Below are 22,405 nucleotides of genomic sequence, written 5' to 3'. Positions count from 1 at the left end.
ACAAAATGCTCATGACGTTTCGCCATCGCCTGCTCGATATCAGCCGCCCGGCAACCCTCACCCTCGCCGGAAGCCTTCTGGCGGTGAACGTGCTGGTGATTCTTTACGGCGTGCTGACCCGCTACCTTCTCGGCGGCGCACCGATCTGGACCGACGAGCTTGCACGCTTTCTGATCATTGCCACCGTCATGCTGGCAGCCGGTGCGGTGTGGTCGGAGGGCGGCCATATGCGTATCGCGCTTCTGGAGCGCCGCCTGCCTGCCTCCTTGTCGTATGCCCTGAACCTTTATCAGTGGCTGATCACGCTAGCGATCGCCATTGGCGGCGCCTGGGTGAGCTATCGCTACGCAAGCTCCCCCTCCATTGCCTTGTTCAAGACCTCGGGGCTTGGCATCAGCCGCTCGATTCCGCTTTATTCGCTGGCCATCGGTTTCACGCTTCTGGCCTGGCATGTACTGCTGTACGGACCTGCCCCGCTTAAAACCGTGGAGGACGAACCATGATTCTTACCATGCTGGCGGTCTTTCTGGCCCACGTTCTACTGGGGCTGCCTTTGTTCATCGCGCTGCTGGTCACTGCCTTGACCGGCTTCTTGTTCGTTGACCCTTCCATGATCATGCGCATGATGCCCCAGCAGTTCTTTGGCGGTATCGATGTCTTTTCGCTCATGGCAATTCCGCTTTTCATTCTCGCCGGCAACCTGATGAACGCAAGCGGGCTCACCGAACGACTGATGGGCTTCGCCCGGCTGATCGTCGGCCACCTGCGCGGCGGCATGGGCCACGTCAATGTGGTGTCCAGCGTCTTTTTCGCCGGTGTGAACGGCTCGGCAGTGGCGGACACCTCGGCACTTGGTTCGCTGCTGGTACCCGCCATGGAAAAAGAGGGCTATTCACGCGCCTTCGCCGCCGGCCTGACCGCGGGAAGCTCGCTGATCGGGCCGATCATTCCGCCCAGCATTTTCATGATTCTCTACGCCTCGCTGACCAACACATCGGTAGGCGATCTGTTTCTGGCCGGCGTCATTCCAGGACTTATCCTGGGGCTTGCGTTCATGGGCATCAACGCCTGGTACGCCTGGCGCCACCACCTGCCCAAAAGCGGCCGACTGCCCTCGCCGGCACAGCTCGGTGCTGCCTTCCTCGCTGCCACGCCCGCGCTCATTGCCCCGTTCATCATCGTGGCGGGGATTGTGATGGGGCTTGTCACTCCCACGGAGTCTGGCGCCCTCACCGCCCTCTACGTGGCCCTTTGCGGGGCGGTACTCGGCGGGCTCAAGCTGCGCCACTGCTGGCAGGCCGTCAAGGATACCGCCCGGCTCACCTCGGCGATCTTTCTGATCATGGCGGCCTCGTCCACCATCAGCTGGCTGCTGTCCTACGCTCAGGTACCCGCCCAGTTTGTCGACCTGCTTGCCCCTTACGTGGATAACGCGGTCATCATCCTGCTGCTCTTGAGTGCGATCACCTTCGTCACCGGCATGTTCATGGAGGAAGTGTCGGCGCTGATGCTGCTGACGCCGATCTTTGCGCCGGTCGCCATGATGGCGGGCATCGACCCGATTCATCTGGGCGTCATCATTACGCTCAACATCACCATTGCGCTGATCACCCCGCCTCTGGGGGCATGTGTCTTTGTCGCCGCTGCGGTCAGCCGGCTGGAAATCGTGTCGCTGTTCAGAACGATCTGGCCATTCGTGCTGCTTGCCGTTTTCGTGCTGGTACTGCTCATCCTCTTTCCCGGTTTGACCCTCTGGTTGCCTCATGCTCTTGGATAAGCCAATGCCCTTATCATTTTCTTCCCTGCCCGCCATACCGAGCCACCCGGCACCGGACTGGCCCCAGGCAAGCGCGCTGCCCATCGTGGACAACGGCGAGCGCCTCTTGCCTTTGAGCCTTGCCCCCGCGCCTATACGCGTTTTTCCGGCGTATTCCCGCCTGGGAATACCCGGGGCAATCGATGACTGCTTTGTCCGCGAAGGGGTCTATCGTGCGCTGGTGGCAGCTTCACGAAGCCTGCCGGAAGGTATCGGGATGATCGTACTGGATGGCTGGCGTCCCTGGCGGGTGCAGCAGTATCTGTTTGAAACACTGCAGGAAGCGATTGCCTACCGCCACCCGGAACTGAATGACGCGGCACTGCTTGCGCGCACCCGCGAGTTCGTCTCGGTCCCCAGCGTCGAGGCAGCCTCGCCAAGCCCTCACCTGACCGGCGGCGCGGTGGATGTCACTCTGTGCGATGACATTGGTGTGCCGCTGGACATGGGCACGCTTTTCGATGAAGCCCTCCCCGCCTCGCATACCGCTTATTTCGAGAAGGGCGATCTCAACGCCCTGGAGCAGCGCGCCCGGGATAACCGCCGGCTTCTCTACCACGCCATGAGCGCCCAGGGCTTCACCAATCTTCCCAGCGAGTGGTGGCACTTCGATCTGGGCGATCAGCTCTGGGGGCACTACAGCGACAAGCGCACGGTGCACTACGGCCCCACCACACTGGATACCATCGAGAACCGCTGGCGTCGTCAACTGGGCTAACCCTTCACGGGGGCGACCAAAAACGGCTACATTAGAACGACAGCATACCGTTTCGCCTTATCAGGAGATTTTATAATGCCCAGCGTTTTGATCACCGGTGCTACCTCGGGCTTTGGCAAAGCCGCCGCCTACCGCTTTGCCAAGGCGGGCTGGTCGCTGATTCTGACCGGGCGTCGTGAAGAACGTCTGAAGGCACTCGAGAGCGAGCTTGCCGACCAGATCGATGTCTTGACGCTAACGCTTGACGTGCGCGACAGCGACGCGGTGGCCCGTGAGCTTGGCCAGCTACCCGAAGCGTTTCTACCACTGACATGCCTGATCAACAACGCCGGGCTTGCGCTGGCCCCGGAGCCCTCGCAACAGGTCGATTTGAAAGACTGGCACACCATGATCGACACCAATATCACCGGGCTTGTGAACGTGACCCATGCCGCGCTGCCGCTTTTGATCGATCACGGTCAGGGCGCCAGCATCCTGAACCTGGGTTCCGTCGCGGGCCAGTGGCCCTACCCGGGCGGGCATGTGTACGGAGCGTCCAAGGCCTTCGTCCAGCAGTTCAGTTATAACCTGCGCTGTGACCTGCTGGGCACGGGCGTCCGCGTGACCGATCTTGCACCGGGAATGGCGGAAACCGAGTTCACGCTGGTGCGCACCAAAGGTAATCAACAGGCGTCCGACGCGCTTTACCGAGGCACCACGCCGCTTCAGGCCGAGGATATCGCCGAACAGCTTCATTACCTGGCCACGCTGCCTGCTCATATCAACATCAACCGCCTGGAAATCATGCCGGTCCGTCAGGCATGGTCACCTTTTGCGGTGAATCGCGATAACGCCTAGACCCCAGGGTTCCTAGGCCCCTAGTAGCTGACCCGATCGCGCCCCTCTTCCTTGGCCATGTAGAGGGCGTTGTCGGCCCGCTTCATGACACTTTTCTGCGACTCGTTGGGGCGTGCTTCGATGACGCCAAGACTCACGGTCACGCGGCCCGCCTGAGAAAATTGTGTCTCCTTGATGCGATAGCGGATCTTTTCGGCCAGCTGCACCGCCTGCTCCAACGAGGTTTCCGGGGCCAGGATCATGAACTCCTCACCGCCCCAGCGAGCGCAGGAATCTGCCTTGCGCAGATTCTCTTTCAAAAGTTTGCCCAGCCCTGCCAGCACCTGATCGCCCACGTCGTGACCGTGGTTATCGTTGATCGCCTTGAAGAAATCGATATCCAGCATGATCAGGGAAAAGGGTCGGGTATAGCGACTGAGCCGGCTGATCTCCTTTTTGAGCAGCGCATCAAAACGGGCGCGGTTGTAAAGCCCGGTCAACATATCGGTGGTGGCCAGGCGTTCAAGTTCGGCCTCCTTTTCAACGCGCTTTGAAATATCGCGCTGTACCAGCACCAGCACCCGCTCCGTGTAGCCTGGCATGGTCATCGCCGTCACTCGCCACTCGATCAGCATGGCGACCTTGCCGGTCGACAGCGGCCAGCCGCTTTTATCCAGACCGGAAAGCGAATAGCCGTCGCCCAGCTCGCCCTTTACCAGAGCCTGGCTCAGCGTGCGCAGCAGCTTCTGGTTCTCGCCCTCGCGTCCCACGATCTTGGGTAACGCCCCCAGCCACCGATCACGCTCCCCGCCCCAGAACCGCGAGTAATCATCGCTGACATCCAGGATGCGCAGGTTACTGCTGCCCGTCTGGCAGCCCAGCACGGCGATTGCCTGACTATTGGACTCGTTGGCGGGGGGAGTGGACGTTATCAAAGGTTTCAACATGGTGTTTTCTTCCGATGAATCATAATTAAGCGACACCTCACTCGCTAATTCCCTTTACATGTTGCAGATACAAGGGCACAGCCCGGTGTATATCGAGAGGATGCGTCTCTAAATTACATTATGATACACTTTTTAACCAAAACCATGGATATCCTATATTATCAACCAATAAAAATTATCTAAAAAAGCAAAGTGATACAACTATTTACAGACACCAAGCACGCGTACGCATCTTGTAAAAACCGTTAACGCAGTGATCAGAAACAAGGCTAAGCGTAGAACATCCGAATCGCTTGAATAGGGGCTTTTTCTCATACTTTGGCAGCAGCGTAAGCTGAAAGACAGGTGGGAACGTTTCAAGATGGAGCACCTTTTCCTCTCGCCTGCCATGCCCTTTCGAACAGCTGCCAGCCGGGGCACTTCCTGGAAGGAACCAAAAAACACCCCTCGATGCAACATCGAGGGGTGTGGGTGCTGACCTTTACGGTGAAAAGCGCGCTTTAGTGGGCGAGCATTTCCGCTACGATGGCGTCTTTATCAAGCTCGCTTGGGTAGTAGGTCGGCCAATGCGTGACTTCTTCCAGGAGCTCTTCGCGATCATCCCCCCAATACAGGTGGAAGTGATGGGCGTCGGTGGGGTAGATGTCGTGGTCGCTGAACTGGATGTACTGCGGCATCCCGCTATCGGTGTCGTCGGTTTCGAAGATAAACCGAACGCCACGGTTACCGGCTTCGTACTCCAGAATTTCATAGCCGTTGGACGCATACTCGGCGCTGCTTTCTTCGCCATTCTCGAAGAACGTTACGGTGTTGCCGTCGATGACGATGCGCTCGACATCGGTCTGGTAGCCGGTCTCGTAGTACTGGGCATACTCCTCGGCGGTCTTGTCGCCGTTTTCAGCCTTGTGTTCGAACACCGGTGCCAGCGAGCCGTCCTGCAGGTACGGATAAACGGACTGCCAGTCGCCTTCCCAGTCGGTCAGCGGACGATCCTGTACCTGCTCGTCATCGAAATAACCGGCGTAGATGTCGCTGTCATGATCGTGCGAATGCGCGTGATCATGGCTATGGCTATGGTCGTGAGAATGCTCATGATCATGCGAGTGATCGTGGCTATCGTCTTGAGCATGCGCGCTCTGCAGCCCTGCGACCATGAGTGAACCTACGGCCAGCGCGCCTAGAGCCTTGCCTGATGAATATGACATGCGTTCCCCTTCGAACCTGGTGTAAAAAGCGTGGCTGGACGACCCCGGCCACATACAATGATATAACATATCAAAAATCAGGCGAAATAGCCAAGTCGTCAGTGCCTGCTCATACCCCGTCTTTGATGTATCTTTAAACAGAAACCGTAGTGGCGCCCCTGACGCCACGCTCATGCAAGCAGATCAGCGGCGAACGCTGACGAATCGAAAGGAGGGGACATGCTTTACGTATTGAGTCTGCTTGGCGGCATTGCGCTTTTGACTCTGGGCGGTGAGGCGCTTGTGCGCGGCGCGGTGGCAGGGGCCGAAAGGCTTGGGGTATCGGCACTGTTTACCGGGCTTGTCATCGTGGGCTTTGGCACCTCGGCCCCGGAGCTGGTGGTCTCCATCAATGCCGCCCTCGAGCAAAAGCCCGATATCGCGATCGGCAACGTGGTAGGCAGCAACATCGGCAATATCATGCTGATTCTTGGACTCTGTGCGTTTATCTACCCCCTGACGACCAAGCTTCAAGCCCTCAAGCGCGATGGCCTGGTGATGCTGCTCGCCACGCTCTTGTTTATCCTGCTGGGCCTGAGCGGCGAGCTTGGCCGCTTCGATGCAATGCTGCTGCTGGCAGGCCTGGCGGGCTATCTCGTCTGGGCGTACCTGAGCGAGCGGCAAAAGAACGACCCTCTCGAAACACCCGATGCTGCGGGGAACCCGCCCGACAAACGCCCGCCCTCGGTCCTCTGGATGCTCATCGGGGTGGCCGGCGGGCTTGCGCTCTTGATCGGCGGCTCGCAGCTGCTGCTTTACGGCGCCGTGGGTATCGCCCAGGCGGCGGGTATTTCCGAGGCGGTGATCGGGCTGACCGTGGTGGCGGTGGGCACCTCGCTTCCCGAACTTGCGGTGTCGCTGGTGGCGGCCCTTCGTCGCCAGACAGATGTGGCGGTGGGTAATATCCTGGGCAGCAACATCTTCAACCTGCTGGGCATTCTGGGTGTCTCGGCCTTTTTGCAGCCGCTGCTGCTGGTTGAGCGCATGGTCGTGTTCGACCAGTGGGTAATGCTGGGTTCGGCAGCGCTGTTACTGGCCTTTCTCTACACGGGGCTTCGTCTTTCCCGGGGCGAGGGAGCGCTTTTGCTGGCAGGGTACGTGGCCTACGTGGCGGCAAGCTTTACCCTGCTGGCATAATGCTTGTTTTCTGAATGGAAGGAGTCGGCCGGTGCGTCTGGGCACGTTAGGACCCGAGAGCAGCAACCACGCGCTGATTGCCAGGCGTTACGTGAACCGTCACGCCCCGGCAAGCGGCGAATGTGTCTATTTCGACGCCTTCGAGCGCGCCTTTGCAGCGCTTCTGGACGGCGGAATTACTCACCTGCTTCAATGCACCGCCCATGCAAGCCATGCCGAGTGCGTGGGCCGTTTCATGCACCGTGCCTATCCGGTGGATACCTTTATTGCCGGCTCTCATCCACTGGCGCTGGTGGTTCGGCGCGACGCAGAAAGCCCCTCCCGCATCGCCCTTCAGGCGGCCACCCGTCACTACACGGATTTGAGCGACTTCACGCACGTCATCGAGCTGGCGACGACCTCCGCCGTCGCCGAGGCGTTGCTCCAGAGTGATGAGGCGGCGGGCATCTGCGCTGAAGAGGTTGCTCTCGGCGCGCCAGGAACCCTGCGCGTGGCACGCTCGCTGGGGCCGGCGCTGGATACCTGGGTCATCTACGCCACCACCGCCCTAGCTTCGCATTCACCGCTCTGGCTACACGATGAAGATGGCCGCCACGCCTGACAATATCAGCAGCACCCGCCACCAGGCCGCCCGACGGGCGATCACGCCAAACGAGATGAGAGTCAGGCCCACGCCCACCTTGAGCGCGCTCAGCACGGCGTGGGCGGGGTCGAAGGCAAGCTCGATGATGCCCGGGTTGGCCACCATGGCCAGCGGAATGATATACAGACCAATGCCCAGCGCCATGGCCTTCAAGGCGACTTTCAGCCAGTTCTCGCCCACCATCCCGGCGGCGATGAATACTCCGCCGCACACCGGTGGCGTGATGGTAGAGAGAAGCGCAAACCAGAAGACGAACAGATGGGCCAGCAGCGGTGACAGGCCCAGCGAGATCAGCGCCGGGCCCGCCACCGACACACAAATGACGTAGGCGGCGGTGGTCGGCACCTCCATGCCCAGCACCAGGCAGGCAAGTGCGGTCAGCAAAAGCGCCGGCCAGAGCATGTCGTTTGAAAGCGACAGGATGCCCGAGGTGATCTTCACCCCCAGCCCGGTCAGCGAGAGCACGCCGATCACCAGTGACGCGCAGATGATGATGGCCCCGATCACGGCAATCTGGCGCCCGGCCGTCAGGGCAGCTTCGCTCAAGCGCGTGACAAACCCCGTCAGCGAAAAGCGCAGTCTGACGTTGAACAGCAGCAAGAACATGCCGGCGAAGATGGCGATGCTCGCCGCGTACTGCGGCGTGTAACCGCCGTTGAAGATACGCTCGAGCAGCAGCACGAAAGGCACGGCAAAAAACAGCGAGGTGATCAGCACTTCCTTTGCCCGGGGGCGCTCGCTGGCCGCGACAGGCTTCAGGTCGTGGCGAGTGGCGTAGGCGTTGATCCCCACCCAGACGGTGAGAAAATAGAGCACCGCAGGCAGCGCCGCCGCCGCCATGATCTGGGTATAGGGCGTGCCGGTCAGCTCCACCATGACGAAGGCGCCGGCCCCCATCAGCGGCGGCATGATCTGCCCGCCGGACGAGGCTACCGCTTCCACCGCCCCGGCAAGCGCCCGGGGATAGCCCAGGCGCACCATCGACGGAATGGTGATCGCCCCGGTGGAGGCGACATTGGCCGAGGCCGAACCGGAAATCGAGCCCATCAACGCCGAGGAAATCACCGACACTTTCGCTCCCCCGCCGGTCAGCCGCCCGGCAATGGCACCTGCCAGGTTCATGAACCCCTGACCCGCTTCACCGGCGTTGAGCACCGCGCCAAAGATCACGAAAATGGCCACCACGCCCACGCTCACGCCGGTCAGCGAGCCCCAGAGCCCGCCTTCGGCAATGGTGAGCGTACCCACCATGCTGGGAAGCGGCACGCCCGGGTGGCCGAACGCACCCGGTACGTACTGACCGAGCGCGCCATACATCAGCGCCAGCAGAGCGACCAGCGGCAGCGGCCAGCCGATCGCCCGGCGGGCGGCCTCGAGCGCAAGAAAGATCAAGAACACGCCAATCGCCATCTGCAGGTGGGTATCGATAAACCCGTACTGATCGGCAAGCGCTGCTTCGTTGAGGGCGATATATCCACAGGCCGCGATACCCAGCAGCGTCAAAAGCCAGCCGCTTAGGCGCTGAAAGCGGGTGCGCGCCATATACACCAGCACCCAGGGCAGCAGCAGCGCCATATGCAGCGGTCGGCTGACCAGCGCCGGGGCCAGGCCATAAAAGATGAGTCCCAGGTGAAAGATGACGCTGACCGCGCCCAGGGCCACCCATCCTTTTGCCCACGGGGTTGCCGGGGCCACGGCGTTTTCTGAAAGAGCCTGCATCGGGTCTGCCTATCAATAAGAAAACACCACAGCGGTCAGGCCGCTGTGGTGCAGGTAACGTCAAAGGGATTAACGCAGCGCGTCGGGGAGGTCGATCCCGGCTTCCTGGTAATAGCGAAGCGCGCCAGGATGCAAAGGCGTGGTCATGTTCTCCAGCAGCGCCGGGGTAATGCCCCCCCACCAGGCGGCCTCCTCGCTCATCGCGTCACGGCGCTCCCAGAAGGTCCTGGTCAGCGTATAGGCGGTATCGTCATCCATCTGCGCCGTGGTGTAGGCCATGACCGGCAGCGACGTGGTATGGACATCCTCGTCCACGCCGGGATAGGTACCGCCGGGAATCAACTGGGGCGTGGCACCGGTCTGCTCGATCTGCTCGTCGCTCAGCGATACCAGGGTAATCGGCATGCTGGCGGCCACTTCGATCACGTTGGGCGTAGGAAAGGAGCTTGCGGTCACGAAGGCGTCGATCTGGCCGTTCTTGAGCGCATCGGGGCCATTGCCCAGAGCGGCATCCGCAACGCGGATGTCATTCTCGAGGCCGAACAGCTCGAAATAGCGCTGCGCTTCGCGAGCGCCGTAGGTACCCCGCCCGATCAGCACATGCTTGTCGGCAAGTTCGTCAAACGTCGCCGTGCCGTGATCGCCGGCAATGACAAAATGCATGGTGATGGAAGGGATGGGGAAAAGCCCCCGGATCTCTTGAAAGCGCGGGTTCTGGCGCTGGGCAAAAGGCCCCTCGCCTTCCATGGCCTGCGCCACCAGGGCCGGCGGCGTGGTAAAGACGTAATTGCCCTGACGCGCCATCACTTCCATGACGTTTTGCACCGAGCCCTGGCTCTCTTCCAGCGTCAGAATGATGTCGTCCTGGGTGCCTTCGCGAATGGCCTCGGAAAGCTCTACCCCCATCTGGTAATAGGCCGTTCCCGCCGAGGAGGATTTATAGGTGATACGCGTTTCCGCCTGAGCGGCAAACGTCAAGGCCGTCAGTGTTATCAACGTTGCCGAAACACTCAGTGCGCGGCGAAGTGAGCGGGTGACATAGCGCATAGCGTGTCCTTCATGTAGTCAGCACTGGATGAATATTCTTTTTTATCGCCAAGGCGCACCGGCCCGGCGCGGCTAACATATCACGACTTGGCGATGTCGGCAGCTAAACGCCGGCGCTGTTGCCGGCCGGCAATACCGTCCGGGCAGTGGATGCCAGAGGCCTTTGACGTATTTCCCAGTCACTTGCAGAACGTAGTGTGAAAACAAACTTTCGACCAATGGATAACAGCATTGAAAGATATGCCATCAGTCCACAAATAAGGCTATTAGCGAAACGGATAATTTACTAAAAAAAGACGTTTTCCATCAATTCTTTACTAACTTCGTTCGGTTTTATTCCGTATTGCGCAATAACCCGGCTTGTTAAACTTGTCCGGCTTATTCCCGCCTATTAAAACTTTATTAGGATAAATGTCTTATGCTAATGCTGTATAACGATCCCGGCCAGCCGCGAACTTCTCGCCGCTGGCTTTTTTTATTGGCGATCGCCTTGCTGTGTCTGGCGCCCTCCGCCCTGGCGGTCACCGGCGACATCAACTTGACGGCCTCATGGACAGGGTTTCTGGCCCTGGGCGTATTTGTTCTGGCCTATGCACTCGTCATGGCCGAAGAAAAGATCCACATGCGCAAGTCCAAGCCGGTCCTTGTGGCAGCGGGCGTCATCTGGGGACTCATTGGCTGGGTATACGTCCAGAACGGGCTTTCCGACACGTCCGAGTACGCGTTTCGGATGACCCTTCTGGAGTTTACCGAGCTGATGCTGTTCTTGTTGGTGGCCATGACCTACATCAACGCCATGGAAGAACGACGCGTCTTTGATGCACTGCGCTCCTGGATGCTGCGCAAAGGGTTCAACTACCGTACGCTCTTCTGGCTCACCGGCGGGCTTGCCTTCATTCTCTCTCCCATTGCCGACAACCTGACCACGGCACTTTTGATGTGCGCCGTCATTACCAAGGTGGCCGAAGGCGACAAGCGCTTTATCAACCTGGCGTGCATCAATATCGTGGTGGCCGCCAACGCCGGTGGCGCGTTCAGCCCCTTTGGCGATATCACCACGTTAATGGTCTGGCAGGCGGGCCTCATTGCGTTTCAGGAATTCTTCATCCTGTTCTTGCCGTCGCTGGTGAATTTCCTGGTGCCGGCGCTGATCATGAGCCTTTTCATAAAAGACCAGAAACCGGCCAGCGTATACGAGGATGTCGCGTTGAAACGTGGCGCCCGGCGTATCATCGGACTTTTTCTGCTCACCATTACCACGGCGGTGGTATGCCACACGCTACTGCACCTGCCGCCGGTACTGGGCATGATGACCGGCCTTGGCTATTTGCAGTTTTTCGGGTTTTATCTGCGCAAGAGTCTGCCTCGCTCCCTCGAGCGCAAGCGCGAACGCTACAGCCGCCGAGGGGACAACAAGAAGCTCGAGCAGTTGGGCAGCGTCGTACCCTTCGACGTCTTCAACCGCGTGGCCCGAGCCGAGTGGGATACCTTGCTGTTCTTCTACGGGGTGGTCATGTGCGTTGGCGGGCTGGGCTTCATGGGTTATCTGGGCCTTCTTTCCGAAGCGCTCTATACCGGCTGGAACCCCACCGGGGCCAACATCGTGCTGGGAGTGGTATCGGCGGTGGTGGACAACATCCCGGTAATGTTTGCCGTGCTCACCATGCAGCCGGAGATGTCTCACGGCCAGTGGCTTCTGATTACCCTGACTGCGGGCGTCGGGGGAAGCCTTCTCTCGATTGGCTCGGCCGCTGGCGTCGCGGTCATGGGCCAGGCCCGGGGGTCCTACACGTTCATGGGCCACCTTCGCTGGGCGCCGGTGATTCTGCTGGGCTATATCGCCAGTATTCTGATGCACCTGTGGCTCAACGCCGAAAGCTTTACCCATTTCGGCTAGAAACCGCCGTGACAGGCCCTGGCCCCGGCGCTGCATGGACGGCGCCGGGGCTGCTCTTTTCAGCGTTTGAGTATATCCAGGGGCCCGGCGCGCTCCACGACCCGCTGCCAGGCGGGATCGCTTTCGATACGCCGGGCAAAGTCCTCGATCCCGGGATAATTGCCCAGCGATCGGGTGCCTTTGAGCGCCAGGACAGGAAAGCTCATCTGTACGTCCGCCCCGCTTGGCCAAGTACCACCGAAGTTATCGTGTTTACGAAGGTGCGCTTCCATGAACGCCATGTGCTGGTCGAGCTGCGGGTCGATAAAACGCTCGCGCACCGAATCGCTGATCTTCTTGGCAACGGGCCTGACCAGCGCGGGCGACTGCTTGGGCACCATGCTGAAGACCAGGCTCATCACCAGCAGCGGCATCAGGGAGCCTTCGGCGTAATGAAGCCAGTAGCGGTAATCCACCCACGCCTGGCGGTCTTCAGCGGCGGGCTTGAAGCGCCCGTTGCCGTAGCGCTCGATCAGGTAGTCGATAATCGCGCCGGACTCGGCAATGGTCAGGCCTTCATCGGTGATGACCGGCGATTTGCCCAGCGGATGAATCTCTTTCAACGCTTTCGGTGCCTGCTGGGTCTTGCCGTCACGATGGTAGACGTGAATCTCGTACTCGAGTTCTAGAAGCTCTAGAAGCCAGATCACCCGGTGAGAGCGCGACTTTTCAAGATGGTGTACGTGGATCATGGTCCTTCCTTGGTATGGCATGCGAAACAGCATCTACAGCTTGGCCTAGGTGCGATGAGTTTGCCACCAACGCGTCAGCAGATCCCGCGGCGACCACGTGCCCGCAAGCCAGGGCGCCAGCAGCCGGGTGGAAAGCGGAATGAAGACGAACACCATGATCGGCGTGAGGATCAAGGTACTGGCCAGGACGCGGGGTACCAGCGCCCATTCGGCCAGCAGGCCGCCGAACAGCAGCTGAAATATCAGGGAAATGGGGAAAAAGGCCAGCCACACGGCCACGGCCTGTTTCCAGCGCGGCGGCGGCTCGCCCCCATCCATATGAAACCAGGCGCCAAGGCCCGTGGCGCGCTGCTCGATGGGGGCGTCGTAAAGGCCCTTGCCGCGCTTGAGCCAGCCGTTGCGGGAAGCCGAGTGCTGCCAGGCGTTGAGCGTCTGGTGGTCGCTGAAACGAAAGACGATCTGGTACTCGTCGTCACCCTTGGGAGGCGCCAGCACGCCAGAGCCCAGATAGCCGGGAAAGTCCGCCGCCAGGTCGCGGCCCTCGTTCAGCCAGCGGTGGAAATCCTGATAGCGGCCGTCAGCCACACGACGGGCCACCATTAACGTGACGGGTAAGGCAGACATGGGTTATCTCCTGATCATGTAACAGCGAACGCCGGGTAGGCCGCTGTGAACGCCGGGGCGGGTAAGCCCTGAGCGAATGTCACATTATAGAGGTAATTCTGGTATCGAGGGAGTCTTAACGCACGGCTGGGCCGGGGACGGGATTCACACGCTCCCCGCGCTGAAAGGCGCGCACATGGTGATAGATGGCGATGGCCTCGTTGATCGCAACCACATCCTCGTCACCGAGTACAAGCTCAGAAGGCGGATGATTCTCGCCGCTGAGCAGCGCGTTGACATCCGCCCGGTAGCGCTCAAGCAGCGCCTCCAGGGTGAAGCGCAGGCGATGAATCTCGAGATTGAAACGCTCCTTCTGGTCCCTGCGTTTAAGCACCTCCAGCGGGTCGCTGGCACGCTCGATCAAGCTCTCGAGCGTATCGGTAACCAGCGTCTGGGCCAGGTTCAGGTTGGGAATGACGCTGAATACCAGCTTGTCGAGCGTCGGGGTGGTCTTGTCAGAGGACATGGGGTCAACCGTTCAAGGGAGATGGGGCGTCAATGGCATGATGCCACTAAAGCGGCCGTGGTCGGTGAACGTGAGTCGGTAAATGCCATGAACGCCCTCCTGGCCCACCACCCGGCGCAGCGCCTCGGCGGGAAAAACCACCCACCGCCCGTCGACGCTTCGGGCACGCACGTTGCTGTAACGCCCCTCGTAATGCGCCAGGCATTCACGCTGGGTTAAATTCAAGATGACATCGATGGAAGGCATAGGCAGACGGACCACCGTAAACCGGCTATGAACAAAACGTTTCTGGAAAGATCCTGCTAAAGACAGGCAAGCGTACGCCACTCCTGGTGTTCGGGCCATTGGCGGATCCAGTCGGGCACCTCGGCGGCGGGCATCGGTCGTGCAATACCGTAGCCCTGGGCCAGATGACAGCCCAGAGACATCAACGCCTTGGCGTGCGCCAACGTCTCCACACCTTCGGCGAGCATCGGCTTTTTAAACCGGTTGGCCATGTAGATCACGCTTTCCACAATCGCCATATCGTCACGATCGACCAGCATGTCGCGTACAAAACTCTGGTCGATCTTGATCAGATTCACCGGTAGCTGGCGCAGGTGGGTCAGCGACGAGAAGCCGGTACCAAAATCATCAATGGCAAACCCGACGCCCAGCGTCTGGCAGCAGGCCATGTTCACCAGCGCCGATTGAATATCATGAATGGCGGCGCTTTCAAGCACTTCCAGTTTCAAAAAGTTCGGGCAGACGTTGGGGTAGGCCGCAAGAAACGCTGCCAGTCGCTGGCTGAAATTCTTCACCAGCAGGTGGGAGGGGCTGATGTTCACACTGACCGTCACGGCCATTCCCTGCGTTTGCCAGAGCGAGAGCTGTCGCAAGGCCTCGTTGATCACCCATTCGCCCAGATCCACCTCGAGGGACGTGGTTTCGATAATGGACAGAAAATCACCCGGGCAGAGCAGGCCAAGCTCGGGATGCTGCCAGCGGATCAAGGCTTCCAGCCCAATCACCTCACCGCTTTGCATATCGATTTGCGGCTGGTAGAAAAGGCGCAGTTCGTCGTTGTTGAGCGCATCGGCAAAGCGCTGGCGCTGCTCATGACGCGCCTGAAGCAGACGATCCTGATCGGGGTCGAAAAAGTGGTAGGTATCGCGTCCGCGCTGCTTGGCCCGGTACATGGCCTGGTTGGCGTGACGCAACAGCACATCCCCCTGGGCACAGTCATCGGGATAGAGCGTCACGCCGAGACTCACCGTAAGGTAGATGCTCTGCCCGTCGATCAACAGCGGCTGGCGGATGGAGTTCAGCAGCGCCTCGAAATACACCTCGTCCACCCCGTGGTGTAACAGCAGCACGAACTCATCGCCTCCCACCCGGGCGAGCACGTCGTCGCCGAACAACAGGTGGCTCACGCGCTGGGAAAAAGTGGCAAGAATGGCGTCACCGCTTTGCGGCCCCAGGCGCTCGTTGATGGCCTGAAAATAATCGATATCCAGCGAGCAGACCGCCAGCGGCAAGCCCTTGGCCTCGGCGTGCAGAATGGACTCCTGGATCAGGCGGGTCAAAAGCTGCAGGTTGGGCAGCCCGGTCAACGAATCGAAATAGACCTCACGGTTCAAATGCCGCGCGTGGGAGGGGATGACCGACAAATCGGACAGCACGATGACGTGATAGATCACCGCCCCCTGCTCGTCACGCACCCGGTTGGTCGACATCATGGCCGGGTAGAACCTGCCGTCGTGGCTTTTGTAGCTCACCTGGCTTTTACTGCGATCGCGAAGCTGCACTTCTTCACGCATCAGGCGCGGCGCGCGGCTATCCTCCAGCGCCAGGATACTGAACGACTCGGGGGATTTGCCCAGCACGTCACATCGGCTGAGCCCGGTCAGCTCGCAAAAGGCAGGGTTGATATCGATCACCCGATTGGCGGCATCGGTGATGATGATGGCTTCATTGGCGAAACCAAACGCCGTCTCGCTGGGCGAACCAGCGCCACGGGAGGCAACGACCGAAAACGGCACCTTGCTTTGCAACGACGACGCGACGTCGGGGTTTTGATGGGCCAATGACTGCTCCTTGGACAGATCGGGTAGCGGGCATCACATGAAACCGTCTTGTTAACGCCATGTGGACGTGTCACGCACCCTTCTCATCATCTCGCACAATCAAAATATAGCGGTCACTGTTTATCGTTTTTACAGACGCTCACCACCTGGGTTCGACGGCCTGCTTACCAACCTCACACGCAATCCGAGTTTTATTATGGCGGCTCTCATGCTCTCAAGGCTAGCTTTACTAGCACTTTCTGATCGCGCTTCAATTAAGCACGCCGACAGTCAAGAGATCAACCTTGTCTACGTTCAGGGCGCCAACGCAGCTGCTCCCAGGTAGCGCTGTTCCCAATAATCTATATCCAGCGGCACGCTGACCACCTGGCGTCCGCTGCCAGGGGCGTGAATCATCTGACGGTTGCCGCGATAGATGCCTACGTGAGTCGCCTTGGAGCCGCTGCCGAAAAACAGCAGATCCCCCGGGCGGGGCGTATCCGTGCCGGGAAGCGCACGGTACTGCTGATCGGCGGTGCGGGGAACGCGCAGGCCAGCAGCGTGATAGGTCATTTCCACCAGGCCCGAGCAGTCGAGCCCGGCAGGGGAATTACCGCCAAAACGATAAGGCGTACCGATGGCCTGCTGGGCATGAGAGAGAATCAACGCGCGCTCCATGGAGATGCCTTCCATGGTGCCCGGCCCCTGGGGGGCGGTGGTGATCTCTTTACTGGCACACCCGGCCAGCAGGAAAAGGGCCAGCAAGGGCCCGAGGCTACGTATTACAAGGCCCCGTCGCTCGGCCCAGCGCAGGGCGAAATGACGAGGTGGAACAAACGAGAAGGCAGCGGTCGGCATAGAGCACTCTGTTCATTATGGGTGGGGTGCTCTCATCATGGTTCAAGCAACGTGAATCCGCCACTGGATCATACGCTTACAACGCTAGATCATGGCGTGACGCACCCGCGCCGACACCCACTCGGAGACCAGGACGGTCGCGAAGATCATGATGAAGATGACGCTGACCTGACTCCAGGCGAGGCTGTTGATCGAGGCGTTCAACTGAAGCCCGATGCCCCCGGCGCCCACGAGCCCCAATACCGTGGACTCACGGATATTGATGTCCCAGCGGTAAACGCTGATGCCCGCGAAAGCCGGCATCACCTGGGGCAGCACGGCGTAGTTCATGACCTGAAGACGGCTTGCGCCGGTGGCGCTGATTGCCTCCACCGGGGTCGGATGGATCTCCTCGATCGCCTCGTACAAGAGTTTGCCCACAAAGCCGATGGAGCGCAGCGCAATGGCAATGATACCGGCCAGCACCCCGGGGCCGACGATCGTGACCAGCAGCATTGCCCAGATCAGCGAGTTGATCGAGCGCGATGCGACAATGACGGTGAGGGCTGCGCTTCGCACCACGGGGTGCGGAGTGGTGTTGCGCGCCGCCAGAAAGGCCACGGGGAAGGCCATGAGGATGCCCAGCGCCGTGCCCAGCGTGGCGATGTTGAGGGTATCCCACATGGGCTTCCAGAGCCTGGCGGCATACTCCCATCTGGGCGGCATCATCCGGCTCAACAGATCGCTTCCCTGGCGCCCGGCATCTTCGACGAACACCCACATGGTGTTATCCGAAATCATCTTCCAGCAGAGCAGAAAAAGACTCAAGCCCACAAGCCAGGCGCCAAACTGAAGCCACTGGGCGCGGTGAGTACGCCGCTGCCAGAGGGGTACTCCCTGAGGAGAAGTTGAAACGGGCATGGGCGCCTCCTATTGGGTAAACCGGCGAACGTGGCTGGAGGCGTACTCGCTCAAGAGCACGATCGCGATGATGATCAGCAGGATCGCCGCCGAAGTGCTGTACTCGTAGCGGCTCAGCGAGGTGTTCAGCGTTGCCCCGATTCCGCCGGCGCCGACGATGCCGATCACCGAGGATTCGCGAAAGTTGATATCCAGCCGATACATGGACAGCCCGATCAAGCGCGGCATGACCTGGGGCTGGATGGCGTGATTCATCACCTGCCACCAGCCTGCCCCGGTCGATCGCACCGCCTCGACCTGGCGCCAGTCCAGATCCTCGATATCCTCGGCCAGAAGCTTGGCCATGAAGCCGATGGTGGCAAACGCCAGCGTCAACATGCCCGCCAACGGCCCGAAACCGAACATCACCACGAACAAGATCGCGATGATGATCTCCTGAAAGGTGCGCGAGACGGCAATGATGGCGCGACACAGTACGTAAACCGGCAATGGTGAAATATTGCGCGCGGCCCCGAGCCCCACGGGGATGGCCAGCAGCACACCGATCACCGTGGAGGTGAGTGTCATGGTCAGACTTTCCAGAAGGCCCGCGATGATATCGTTCTGACGGCTGACGAAATCCGGCTGCATGAACGCCGCCAGGAAGTTGACCGCGCGTCCGGCGCCTTCGGACACCCGCGCCCAGTTCACCTCGACAGATGCCAGAGCCAATACCAGATAGGTGACGACACCCAAGCCCAGCGCCCAGCGAAGCCGCGCGTGCTGAATAAACGGCAGCCGCCGCCACCGCCCCTGGCGGGCCGCCTGCTGGCGGGCTTGAGCCTCCAGCAGGCTCATCGCGCGCCTCCACTGGCCATCGCCGTGAACGCCCGAGTTTGGACGGGGGTGTCTGGCATTGGCGATACCTCGTCATCGGCAGACTCGGCGCGCGTATCCCACTCCTCCTCGCCGTAGATGGTGGTCAGGATATCGCCGGTCAGCTCATGGGGGGCGCCGTCGAAGACGATCTGTCCCGCGTTGAGCCCCACGATGCGATCGGCAAACTGCTGGGCGAGCGCCACGTCGTGAATGTTGATGACGGCGGCGAGTTCCCGCTCGGCGCACAGCTCGCGAATCAGACGCATGATCTGGCGTGAGGTCTTCGGGTCAAGGCTTGCCGTGGGTTCGTCCACCAGCAAGAGCTTGGGGCTTTGCAACAGCGCCCGGGCAATGCCCACCCGCTGACGCTGGCCACCGGAGAGCGCGTCGGCGCGCTTGTCGAGCGCATGGGCAAGCCCCACCCGCTCCAGCAGGCGAAACGCTTCGCTCACCGCATCCTGTGGGTAGCGACGCAGAAAACTGCGCCAGAAGCCCACGTAGCCCAGCCGCCCGGAGAGCACGTTCTCCATCACCGTCAGTCGATCGACCAGCGCGTACTCCTGAAAGATCATGCCCATGGAGCGCCGAACCTTTCGAAGCGCATGACCGGACAAGGTAGTAAGCTCGCGCCCATCCAGACAGATGCTGCCCTGGGTGGGTTCGACCAGGCGGTTCACGCAGCGAATCAGCGTGCTTTTCCCCGCCCCCGAAGGGCCGATGAGCGCCATCACCTGCCCCTTGGGCAGCGACAGCTGGATATCGATGAGGGCGTCATCGCCGGTGGGGTAGCGCTTGCCGACGCCTGAGAGTGTAAGCATTGAAACAGCTCCTTATATAGCCGTTTGCCATGATCGCCATTCGTCAACACGCACCGGCCGGAAGGATGCCCTTCCGGCCGGTGCCGACAGATACCGTGCAAAGACTCGAGAGGCCTCAGTCAAAAGACCTGGCCGAAGGACTTAATCGCAGTCGTAGGTGACGTCGTTGGCATCGGCGATGGTGCGCACGACCGACCAGTTCTCCTGGTAGGTGATGGGGATGAACTGCGCCTCGCCGGAGTTGGCGAACTCTGCTTCCAGGGCCGTGCCTTCCCAGTCGTAGCTGAAGAACGCATCCTGGATCTGCTGGGCGAGTTCCGGGTCCAGGTTATGCGCCAGGCCATAGCCGGTGGTGGGGAAGGTTTCCGAGGTATAGATCACCTCGAAATCGCCTTCGTTGACCACGCCCCGGGCAATCATGCGCGTGGCTACCGAGTTGGCGATGGCAGCGGCGTCATAGTCCTGGTTGACGACGCCCAGAATCGAGTTGTCGTGGGAGCCGGAGAAGGCCGGTTCGAAGTCCTCGCCCGCTTCCATGTTGTACTCGGAGCGCAGCAGCGCCGAGGGCGCCCGAAACCCTGAGTTGGAGGTTTCCGAGGTAAATGCCAGTTGACGACCGGCCAGGTCTTCCACGGTTTCGATACCGCTTCCCGGGTAGGTGATGATCTCCATCTCGTAGCCGAAGCTTCCGTCGTCTGCCGCCATCATGGCGAAGGGACGGAAACCGCCGCAGTTCACCGCCACCGGCACCCCACCGGTATTGAAGCCGGCGATATGCAGACGACCGGCGCGCAGCGCTTCCTGCTGGGCAGCATTGGACTGAACCGGGAAGAACTGCACGGTCTTTCCAGTGGCCTCGCTCAGATGATCCAGAAAGTCCGCCCAGACCTCAGCGTACACCGCCGGGTCTTCCACCGGGGTGTAGGCGAATACCAGAGTATTGGGATTGACCCACTGGGATTCATCGCTGGGTTGATCGGCCACCATATCGCCATCGTTGTCGCTGTAGCGCGATGAAAGATCGGCAAAGGCGTTGATCGCGGTCAGGGCAAACGCGCCGGTTACCGCGGCGCTGATCAAGGTACGGGAAAGAGAAAGCGTCTGCATGCATCACCCTGCGGGCTGTTTGAAGTGTCGTTATCGTGGCAAGCCAAAGTGACAGCACGGCGACACTTGCATGACGACTTGATGACGACGCAGCACCCCCTAGAGCGGCGTGCCGCAGCAGCCTCGACGCTCGGCGAAAACGCTGTTACCGGGAATCCTCTTGGCCTGATGCTTGAGCTCCGACAGCTGGGCGGCGATCTCGAGTGCCTTGCAGCGCGTCGTATCGCGTACCGGCTTGACGGCAATCGATACGCTCACATAGGGAAAAAAATCCGTTTCACCTCGGCGGTTTTCGACATTCACCCCTCCCTGAAGCCGGTCGCACTCCTCGTAAAAGCCTGGTGCCATCACTTCGAAGGAGCCGAGAATCTGACCGCAGACACTTTCCCAGTGATCAAGCGGCAAGAGCATCATGAAGTCATCGCCGCCGATATGGCCGATGAAGCCGCCGGCGCTATCCACCTGGGCCTGCAAGAGGCGCGAGAGCGCAATGATCACCTGATCCCCCCGGGCGTAGCCGTAGGCGTCGTTGAACGCCTTGAAGTTGTCCAGATCCACGTAGGCGGCTGCAAAATCCTTGCCGGCTTCCAGGTAGTGGCTCAAGGTCTCATTGATCAGAATGTTGCCGGGGAAGCCGGTCAGCGGGTTGGCGTGGCGAGCCTGGCGCACCTGTATGGCGGTGATCTCGCGTAAAAGATCCACGATGCTCCCCATGCCCAGATAACGACCCTCCTCGACCACCACGAAGTCTTCCTGCTCGATATCGTGGCTGTCGGTGAGCTGCTGGCTCAGCACCTCGAGCGGCGTATCCGCCTCGGTGATCAATGGCCGGGTATCCGCCACCTCCAGCACCTTGCGCTTGGCGTAAAGCGCATGGCTGTAGGGGTTGGTGAACAGCGTCAGAAACGCGTTTCGGCGTACCACGGCCACGGGGCTGGTGCCATCCACCACCGCCACGCAGCGAAGCGCGGGGTACTCGCGAAAGCGCTCGGCCAGTGCCAGCACCGACCCATCGGGCGAAACGGTGTCGATGACGCGCGAGATGGTGCGCGCGGTGCGTCCCGCCGCGCTGGCCTGACCGGCCGACGGCAACTGCGTATGAAGCTTGAGCGGCGGCGCAAGGCTCGGCCGGGCAAAGTAGAACCCCTGCAAGAGTGCCAGCCCCCGGTCGAGCTCCCAAAGGCACAGATGCTCGGCGGCGGTCTCCACGCCCTCGGCGATGAGCTGGCAATCAAGGCTTCTCGCCACGTCCAGAATCGAGCGAAGAAACTCGCGCTTGGCGGGCTCCTGGTCGATACCGGCAATGAAATGACGGTCGAGCTTGACGAAATCCGGACGAAGCTCCGACCAGTGACGAAGGCTCGAGTGCCCGGCGCCCAGGTCATCGAGGGCGACCTGAAACCCCATGTCCCGATAGTGATCCACCGCCTGGCGCATCAGCGCGTAGTTGTGGATCGGCACATGCTCGGTAAGCTCGATCACCACCCGCTCGGCGGGCAGTCCGCTTTCGCGAATGAAGCCAAGGGTCAGACCTTCCTTGAAATCGCGCTCGACGATGGTCAGCGGCATCACGTTGAGAAACAAGAGCCCCGGCAGTTCCAGCTCGGCAAAGCGGGCAATGGCCAGACGCCGGCATAGAAGATCCAGCTCCACCAGAAGCCCGGCCTGGGTAGCCACCTCGAAAAGGCGCAGCGGCGAGTGAAGCGGTGAATGCCTGGGCCCGCGGATCAGCGCCTCATACCCGAAAATTGCCTGCTGGCTGGCATCCACAATGGGTTGGAACAGAACGTGTAAATCTTCACCGTTAAGAATGCGATCGAGCCAGTGGGCGTCTTGAGCGGTCATGTACCGGGTGCCTTTGCAAACGTCATCAACTGAGAAACCTCCTCAACCGCGCCAGGTCGTCGGGATGAGGCTGGATGCGCGCAAGCGTGCGACATTTGCGTGACGCTTTTATGACACCTTTCCCTGTCTT

The 22,405-nt window shown here is 60.5% G+C and carries 22 protein-coding genes; 7 read left to right on the top strand and 15 right to left on the bottom strand.

Annotated features, from left to right (window positions below; all coding sequences use genetic code 11):
- Nucleotides 1-5 precede the first annotated feature (5 nt).
- From ACWF8S_RS01545 to ACWF8S_RS01530, 4 genes are all read left to right on the top strand, one after another.
- Nucleotides 6-503, top strand: coding sequence for a TRAP transporter small permease (locus ACWF8S_RS01545; protein ID WP_447555064.1), 498 nt, complete (start codon nt 6-8; stop codon nt 501-503).
- On the top strand, nt 500-1,777 hold the full coding sequence (locus ACWF8S_RS01540) for a TRAP transporter large permease (RefSeq protein ID WP_447555063.1): 1,278 nt from the start codon (nt 500-502) through the stop codon (nt 1,775-1,777). Before ACWF8S_RS01545 ends, ACWF8S_RS01540 begins: the two co-directional genes overlap by 4 nt.
- Before the next feature lie 4 nt (nt 1,778-1,781).
- Entirely contained in the window at nt 1,782-2,534 is a 753-nt protein-coding gene (locus tag ACWF8S_RS01535; protein WP_447555062.1) for a M15 family metallopeptidase, read from the top strand.
- A gap of 75 nt (nt 2,535-2,609) precedes the next feature.
- The gene (locus ACWF8S_RS01530; protein WP_447555061.1) at nt 2,610-3,371 is read left to right on the top strand and encodes an SDR family NAD(P)-dependent oxidoreductase; all 762 of its coding nucleotides are present in this window, start codon (nt 2,610-2,612) and stop codon (nt 3,369-3,371) included.
- A 20-nt stretch (nt 3,372-3,391) separates the two neighbouring features.
- Here ACWF8S_RS01530 and ACWF8S_RS01525 read toward each other — a convergent pair whose 3' ends face one another.
- Nucleotides 3,392-4,297: a GGDEF domain-containing protein gene (locus ACWF8S_RS01525; protein WP_447555060.1), complete on the bottom strand. Its 906-nt coding sequence runs from the start codon at nt 4,295-4,297 to the stop codon at nt 3,392-3,394.
- Nucleotides 4,298-4,797: 500 nt separating this feature from the next.
- Nucleotides 4,798-5,502 (bottom strand): metal-binding protein ZinT, encoded by a 705-nt coding sequence (locus ACWF8S_RS01520; protein ID WP_447555059.1) that lies wholly within the window; start codon nt 5,500-5,502, stop codon nt 4,798-4,800.
- 219 nt (nt 5,503-5,721) lie between these two features.
- On the opposite strand from ACWF8S_RS01520, the gene ACWF8S_RS01515 reads away from it, so the two are divergent.
- Both ACWF8S_RS01515 and ACWF8S_RS01510 read left to right on the top strand, forming a co-directional pair.
- Nucleotides 5,722-6,678: a calcium/sodium antiporter gene (locus ACWF8S_RS01515; protein WP_447555058.1), complete on the top strand. Its 957-nt coding sequence runs from the start codon at nt 5,722-5,724 to the stop codon at nt 6,676-6,678.
- A 31-nt stretch (nt 6,679-6,709) separates the two neighbouring features.
- The gene (locus tag ACWF8S_RS01510; RefSeq protein ID WP_447555057.1) at nt 6,710-7,279 is read left to right on the top strand and encodes a hypothetical protein; all 570 of its coding nucleotides are present in this window, start codon (nt 6,710-6,712) and stop codon (nt 7,277-7,279) included.
- Here ACWF8S_RS01510 and ACWF8S_RS01505 read toward each other — a convergent pair.
- Nucleotides 7,250-9,040: a TRAP transporter permease gene (locus ACWF8S_RS01505; RefSeq protein WP_447555056.1), complete on the bottom strand. Its 1,791-nt coding sequence runs from the start codon at nt 9,038-9,040 to the stop codon at nt 7,250-7,252. The two genes, ACWF8S_RS01510 and ACWF8S_RS01505, sit on opposite strands and share 30 nt — an antisense overlap.
- 69 nt (nt 9,041-9,109) lie before the next feature.
- Nucleotides 9,110-10,087, bottom strand: a complete 978-nt coding sequence (locus ACWF8S_RS01500; protein ID WP_447555055.1) for a TAXI family TRAP transporter solute-binding subunit — start codon at nt 10,085-10,087, stop codon at nt 9,110-9,112.
- Between the two features lie 418 nt (nt 10,088-10,505).
- Here ACWF8S_RS01500 and nhaD point away from each other — a divergent pair, with 418 nt between their 5' ends.
- On the top strand, nt 10,506-11,984 hold the full coding sequence (gene nhaD / locus ACWF8S_RS01495) for a sodium:proton antiporter NhaD (protein WP_447555054.1): 1,479 nt from the start codon (nt 10,506-10,508) through the stop codon (nt 11,982-11,984).
- Nucleotides 11,985-12,043: 59 nt separating this feature from the next.
- Here the strand turns inward: nhaD and ACWF8S_RS01490 are convergent, their stop codons facing one another.
- The 11 genes from ACWF8S_RS01490 to ACWF8S_RS01440 all read right to left on the bottom strand — a co-directional run bounded on the left by ACWF8S_RS01490 (nt 12,044) and on the right by ACWF8S_RS01440 (nt 22,275).
- Nucleotides 12,044-12,715, bottom strand: a complete 672-nt coding sequence (locus ACWF8S_RS01490) for a glutathione S-transferase (RefSeq protein WP_447555053.1) — start codon at nt 12,713-12,715, stop codon at nt 12,044-12,046.
- Between the two features lie 45 nt (nt 12,716-12,760).
- A complete protein-coding gene (locus tag ACWF8S_RS01485; protein WP_447555052.1) occupies nt 12,761-13,339 on the bottom strand; it encodes an antibiotic biosynthesis monooxygenase in 579 nt (192 codons plus the stop codon).
- Between the two features lie 115 nt (nt 13,340-13,454).
- Complete coding sequence (locus tag ACWF8S_RS01480; protein WP_447555051.1) at nt 13,455-13,844, bottom strand: hypothetical protein; 390 nt, start codon at nt 13,842-13,844, stop codon at nt 13,455-13,457.
- Between the two features lie 12 nt (nt 13,845-13,856).
- The gene (locus ACWF8S_RS01475; protein ID WP_447555050.1) at nt 13,857-14,090 is read right to left on the bottom strand and encodes a DUF2835 family protein; all 234 of its coding nucleotides are present in this window, start codon (nt 14,088-14,090) and stop codon (nt 13,857-13,859) included.
- 56 nt (nt 14,091-14,146) lie between these two features.
- Entirely contained in the window at nt 14,147-15,910 is a 1,764-nt protein-coding gene (locus ACWF8S_RS01470; RefSeq protein ID WP_447555049.1) for a putative bifunctional diguanylate cyclase/phosphodiesterase, read from the bottom strand.
- 294 nt (nt 15,911-16,204) lie between these two features.
- Nucleotides 16,205-16,747 (bottom strand): C40 family peptidase, encoded by a 543-nt coding sequence (locus ACWF8S_RS01465; protein WP_447555048.1) that lies wholly within the window; start codon nt 16,745-16,747, stop codon nt 16,205-16,207.
- A gap of 84 nt (nt 16,748-16,831) precedes the next feature.
- Nucleotides 16,832-17,647, bottom strand: a complete 816-nt coding sequence (gene phnE, locus ACWF8S_RS01460) for a phosphonate ABC transporter, permease protein PhnE (RefSeq protein ID WP_447555047.1) — start codon at nt 17,645-17,647, stop codon at nt 16,832-16,834.
- A gap of 9 nt (nt 17,648-17,656) precedes the next feature.
- Nucleotides 17,657-18,484 carry a phosphonate ABC transporter, permease protein PhnE gene (gene phnE / locus ACWF8S_RS01455; RefSeq protein ID WP_447555046.1) on the bottom strand — a complete coding sequence of 276 codons (828 nt, stop codon included), beginning with the start codon at nt 18,482-18,484 and terminating at the stop codon, nt 17,657-17,659.
- The gene (gene phnC, locus ACWF8S_RS01450; protein ID WP_447555045.1) at nt 18,481-19,323 is read right to left on the bottom strand and encodes a phosphonate ABC transporter ATP-binding protein; all 843 of its coding nucleotides are present in this window, start codon (nt 19,321-19,323) and stop codon (nt 18,481-18,483) included. Before phnC ends, phnE (ACWF8S_RS01455) begins: the two co-directional genes overlap by 4 nt.
- Nucleotides 19,324-19,464: 141 nt before the next feature.
- Nucleotides 19,465-20,430 (bottom strand): phosphate/phosphite/phosphonate ABC transporter substrate-binding protein, encoded by a 966-nt coding sequence (phnD, locus tag ACWF8S_RS01445; RefSeq protein ID WP_447555044.1) that lies wholly within the window; start codon nt 20,428-20,430, stop codon nt 19,465-19,467.
- A 99-nt stretch (nt 20,431-20,529) separates the two neighbouring features.
- Nucleotides 20,530-22,275 carry a bifunctional diguanylate cyclase/phosphodiesterase gene (locus ACWF8S_RS01440; protein ID WP_447555043.1) on the bottom strand — a complete coding sequence of 582 codons (1,746 nt, stop codon included), beginning with the start codon at nt 22,273-22,275 and terminating at the stop codon, nt 20,530-20,532.
- Between the last annotated feature and the right edge of the window lie 130 nt (nt 22,276-22,405).

This window comes from Vreelandella xerophytica (genome assembly GCF_968048975.1).
This window is presented reverse-complemented; position numbering and strand designations above follow the sequence as displayed.

Excerpts from the sequence above, each read along its gene's own strand:
- ACWF8S_RS01545 (WP_447555064.1), top strand. The coding sequence starts at position 6 with ATGCTCATGACGTTTCGCCATCGCCTGCTCGATATCAGCCGCCCGGCA.
- ACWF8S_RS01540 (WP_447555063.1), top strand. The coding sequence starts at position 500 with ATGATTCTTACCATGCTGGCGGTCTTTCTGGCCCACGTTCTACTGGGG.
- ACWF8S_RS01535 (WP_447555062.1), top strand. The coding sequence starts at position 1,782 with ATGCCCTTATCATTTTCTTCCCTGCCCGCCATACCGAGCCACCCGGCA.
- ACWF8S_RS01530 (WP_447555061.1), top strand. The coding sequence starts at position 2,610 with ATGCCCAGCGTTTTGATCACCGGTGCTACCTCGGGCTTTGGCAAAGCC.
- ACWF8S_RS01525 (WP_447555060.1), bottom strand. The coding sequence starts at position 4,297 with ATGTTGAAACCTTTGATAACGTCCACTCCCCCCGCCAACGAGTCCAAT.
- ACWF8S_RS01520 (WP_447555059.1), bottom strand. The coding sequence starts at position 5,502 with ATGTCATATTCATCAGGCAAGGCTCTAGGCGCGCTGGCCGTAGGTTCA.
- ACWF8S_RS01515 (WP_447555058.1), top strand. The coding sequence starts at position 5,722 with ATGCTTTACGTATTGAGTCTGCTTGGCGGCATTGCGCTTTTGACTCTG.
- ACWF8S_RS01505 (WP_447555056.1), bottom strand. The coding sequence starts at position 9,040 with ATGCAGGCTCTTTCAGAAAACGCCGTGGCCCCGGCAACCCCGTGGGCA.
- ACWF8S_RS01500 (WP_447555055.1), bottom strand. The coding sequence starts at position 10,087 with ATGCGCTATGTCACCCGCTCACTTCGCCGCGCACTGAGTGTTTCGGCA.
- nhaD (WP_447555054.1), top strand. The coding sequence starts at position 10,506 with ATGCTAATGCTGTATAACGATCCCGGCCAGCCGCGAACTTCTCGCCGC.
- ACWF8S_RS01490 (WP_447555053.1), bottom strand. The coding sequence starts at position 12,715 with ATGATCCACGTACACCATCTTGAAAAGTCGCGCTCTCACCGGGTGATC.
- ACWF8S_RS01485 (WP_447555052.1), bottom strand. The coding sequence starts at position 13,339 with ATGTCTGCCTTACCCGTCACGTTAATGGTGGCCCGTCGTGTGGCTGAC.
- ACWF8S_RS01480 (WP_447555051.1), bottom strand. The coding sequence starts at position 13,844 with ATGTCCTCTGACAAGACCACCCCGACGCTCGACAAGCTGGTATTCAGC.
- ACWF8S_RS01475 (WP_447555050.1), bottom strand. The coding sequence starts at position 14,090 with ATGCCTTCCATCGATGTCATCTTGAATTTAACCCAGCGTGAATGCCTG.
- ACWF8S_RS01465 (WP_447555048.1), bottom strand. The coding sequence starts at position 16,747 with ATGCCGACCGCTGCCTTCTCGTTTGTTCCACCTCGTCATTTCGCCCTG.
- phnE (WP_447555047.1), bottom strand. The coding sequence starts at position 17,647 with ATGCCCGTTTCAACTTCTCCTCAGGGAGTACCCCTCTGGCAGCGGCGT.
- phnE (WP_447555046.1), bottom strand. The coding sequence starts at position 18,484 with ATGAGCCTGCTGGAGGCTCAAGCCCGCCAGCAGGCGGCCCGCCAGGGG.
- phnC (WP_447555045.1), bottom strand. The coding sequence starts at position 19,323 with ATGCTTACACTCTCAGGCGTCGGCAAGCGCTACCCCACCGGCGATGAC.
- phnD (WP_447555044.1), bottom strand. The coding sequence starts at position 20,430 with ATGCAGACGCTTTCTCTTTCCCGTACCTTGATCAGCGCCGCGGTAACC.
- ACWF8S_RS01440 (WP_447555043.1), bottom strand. The coding sequence starts at position 22,275 with ATGACCGCTCAAGACGCCCACTGGCTCGATCGCATTCTTAACGGTGAA.